At 66.8% G+C, this 3,379-nt stretch carries 4 protein-coding genes; all 4 read right to left on the reverse strand.

Translation table 11 applies throughout. The annotated features are described in order from the left end of the window. The coding region (locus GJ693_RS14860) for an outer membrane protein (protein ID WP_156257040.1) at positions 1–775 on the reverse strand (775 nt) is incomplete at its 3' end. Beyond that, positions 772–909: an entericidin A/B family lipoprotein gene (locus GJ693_RS14865; RefSeq protein ID WP_156257041.1), complete on the reverse strand. Its 138-nt coding sequence runs from the start codon at positions 907–909 to the stop codon at positions 772–774. The genes GJ693_RS14865 and GJ693_RS14860, both read right to left, overlap by 4 nt. A gap of 90 nt (positions 910–999) precedes the next feature. Continuing rightward, entirely contained in the window at positions 1,000–2,175 is a 1,176-nt protein-coding gene (locus tag GJ693_RS14870) for a glycoside hydrolase family 1 protein (RefSeq protein WP_197042240.1), read from the reverse strand. Continuing rightward, positions 2,172–3,329 carry a UDP-galactopyranose mutase gene (gene glf / locus GJ693_RS14875; protein ID WP_156257042.1) on the reverse strand — a complete coding sequence of 386 codons (1,158 nt, stop codon included), beginning with the start codon at positions 3,327–3,329 and terminating at the stop codon, positions 2,172–2,174. Before glf ends, GJ693_RS14870 begins: the two co-directional genes overlap by 4 nt. Between the last annotated feature and the right edge of the window lie 50 nt (positions 3,330–3,379).

Here is a 3,379-nt window from a genome sequence, read left to right on the forward strand (position 1 = left end):
GGGGCGGCGGGGCCGGGGCGGGCTCAGGCGGCGGCGGCGGTGCGGCCATCGGCGGTGCCATCGGTTCCGGCGCCGTCTCGACCACGCGGCCACCACCGAAGTTGAAGTTCAGGCCCACCAGGATGGTGTGCGAATTGCGGCGTGTGCTGGTCACCGGGCCGCCATTTTCAACGAAATAGGCACGGTTCGGGCGCAAATAGCGATAATCCACCGCCAGATCGACACCGGGGCTGAGCGCCAGGCGGGCGCCGGCCAGCGCATTCCAGGCAAACACCCAGTCGCTGTCGTTCAGCAGCAGATCGGCCGACTGCGCGATACGCACATTGTGGGCATCGATGCGCGCGGCACCGGCACCGGCACCGATCGAGGCCGAGAAGGGCCCGGTGTTGATCACGTCGACCAGCACATTGGCCATCGCGGTCCAGGTGCGCATCTTGCCGGTGGGGCTGCCATAACGACCGCCATCGCCCACCGGGGTGGTGGACAGGAGATCGATGGAGCGCAGGTTGTTCTGGTGGTAGCCGACATCGAATTCGGTGCGCAACACGCCGAAATCATAGCCGAGGCGCGCCGCAGCGGCCCAGCCGCGCTTTTCGCTGGTATCGAAATCCGGGCGAACCGGCGTGTTGCTGTAGAAATTGCGGTCCGTCGGCAGCACCACACCGCCGCGCAGGCCGATATACCAGCTCTTGTCACGCGCCGTGGCGGCGGTGGCAGTGAAGGCGAGGGCGACGAGACCGAGGCCGGCCAGCAACTTGGGTTTGAACAGGGTCATTTCTTGGCGTCCTCGGATGTCTTGGTGATGGCCTTGCCGGCCGATTGCAGATCCCGGCCAGCGCCGGCGGTGGTGTTGCAGCCGGCCAGCAGCAGCGCGGCCCCGCTGGCCGCGAGTATCAGGGTGGTCTTCATGGGCTTTTCCTATGTTGTCAGTAGGGGAACGCGCCGGCCCGCGGTTGGTTCCCGCCCCGATGACGGCGCGCCGCGATTTCGGTGCCGCCCTCAGGCCGGCGCGCCGGCAAACAGCGCTGTCTGCGCGGCGATCTCGTCGGCCAGTGGCGTGAACAGGGTGCGCGGCGAGTCAGGGTCGTGCCCGTCGAACAGGCCGTTGGCGCAGGGGCGATCATCGTCCCAGCCAAGGTGGCTGATGATCGGATAGAGGCAGATGCCGCCCAGCGGGACGCCCATGGCCTGGGCCTGTCGCACTTCGCTGGCGACATAGCGCAGCCAGAACGGCCGGAACGCGCCTTCGCAGCCGGTTTCAGCGATATAACCCGGCTTGCCGTGGCGACTGGCGGCTTCCGCCAGCAGCTGGTGCAGCGGCCGGTGGATCCATTCGCCTGGGGGCACGCTGCGGCCGCCGTCGATCCACTGGTTGTTGTGATAATAGTTCCAGCCGACGATATCGACGGCATTGGCATGCCCGCCCAGCTCCGGCGCCTGCAGGCCGAGCAGCATGTCGAGCGCTTCATGCTGGGCCTGGTTGTGGGCGGCGGCCAGATCGGCGGCGTCCGGCCCGGGGCCCGCGGGAAAGACGTGGATCAGGGGTTCGGCGCTGGCGATGCGGGCGCGGCCATCAACGGCACGCACTTCCGCGGTGGCTGCCAGCGCCGCGCGCACCAATTGCCGCTTCAGCTCGGCCCCGCGCCCGAAGGCAAAGGGCGTCAGCCCGGCCGTTTCGCCGCCAGCAAAGGCCCAGAAGCTGATCTCGTTGATCGGCGTATAGACCGGTGCGACATCGCTTTCACCGTCAATCACCCGCGCGGCATGGCGGGCGAAGGTGGCAAAGCGACGGACAAATTCGGCACTGAACGGGTCGATCCCGTCGGGCAGGCCATAATGCAGCAGGTCCCAGATGATGGTGGTGCCGGTTTCGCGGGCCGCGCGCAGCATCGGCAGCAGGCCGCTCCAGTCATAATAGCCCTGGCTGCGTTCGATCCGGTGCCAGCACAGCCCGTCGCGCGCCGCGGTCATGCCGTGGCGATGCAGCAGGCGATAATCCTCGGCCGCGCGCCGGTCGTGGCCGGTGGCGGCCATCACGTCCAGCCGACGGCCATCACGCCGCTTGTGCGCCGCGCATTCGAACCCGCCCATCAGCATGGAGCCGAACAGCGGCGTTGCCGGCGCCGGCGGCGCCTCTGCCGCGGCCCCCGGCGGATGCAGCGGATAGGCCTTCACGGTGCCGATGCCGGCTGGGCAGCGCCATTGCCGTGGTTCAGGCGCAGCGTCATGCGGCGTGGCAGGGCCTTGTCGATGCGCTGGAACATGGCCAGCGCCTGGCCGGTCACCTGATCCATGTTGTAATAGCGGTAGGTTGCCAGCCGGCCGACGAAATAGGTGTTGGGCTCGGCCATGGCCAGCGCTTCATAGCGTTTGAACAGCGCCTGGTTCTCGGGCCGCAGGATCGGATAATAAGGATCACCTGTGGCCGACGGATATTCGCGGGTGATCGCCGTCTGCGGGTGCTGCTGGCCGGTCATGTGCTTGTATTCGCTGATGCGGGTGAAATCCTCCGTTTGCGGATAATTCACCGTGCCGGTGGGCAGCGCCTGGGCCTGATCCAGCGTTTCATGCACGAAGCGCAGCGAGCGATAGGGCAGCCGGCCAAAGCGGTAATCATAAAATTCGTCGATCGGCCCGGTGTAGATCAGCCGGCGGTGCGGGATCATGTCGACGATGCTGCGATAGTCGCAGTTCAGCATCACCGCGATATTGGGGTGGTCCAGCATCCGTTCGAACATGCGGGTGTAACCGCGATCCGGCATGCATTGGTGGGTGTCGGTGAAATAGCGATCGTCGCGATTGGTGCGGATCGGCACGCGCGCGGTGATGGACTTGTCGAGCTGCGACGGGTCGAGGCCCCATTGCTTTCGGGTGTAGCCCTGGAAGAATTTCTCATAAAGCTCGCGCCCCACCACCGAGACGACGACGTCTTCCGAGGTTTCGATACGCTCCACCGGCTCGGCCCGCGCAGCAAACCAGGCGGTGAGTTCGTCACTGGTCAGATCAAGGCCATAGAGACGGTTGATGGTGTCGAGGTTGATCGGGATCGGCACGCGCATCCCGTCCACTTCGCCCAGCACGCGGTGTTCGTACGGCCGCCAGCCGGTGAACTGCGACAGATGATCCAGGATCGCGTCGCTGTTGGTGTGGAAGATGTGCGGGCCATAGCGGTGGACCAGCAGGCCGGCGTCGTTGAAATGGTCATAGGCATTGCCGGCGATGTGCGGGCGCCGGTCCACCACCAGCACCCGCTCGCCGCGCTGCGAGGCCAGGCGCTCGGCCAGCACCGAACCGGCAAAGCCGGCGCCGACGATCAGCCAGTCAAACACGGGCCGGGCTCCGGTTGGCCGGGGCGCGGGCGGGCAGCGGCGTCGTCGCG

This window comes from Sandarakinorhabdus oryzae (assembly GCF_009733735.1).
GTDB lineage: Bacteria > Pseudomonadota > Alphaproteobacteria > Sphingomonadales > Sphingomonadaceae > Sandarakinorhabdus > Sandarakinorhabdus oryzae.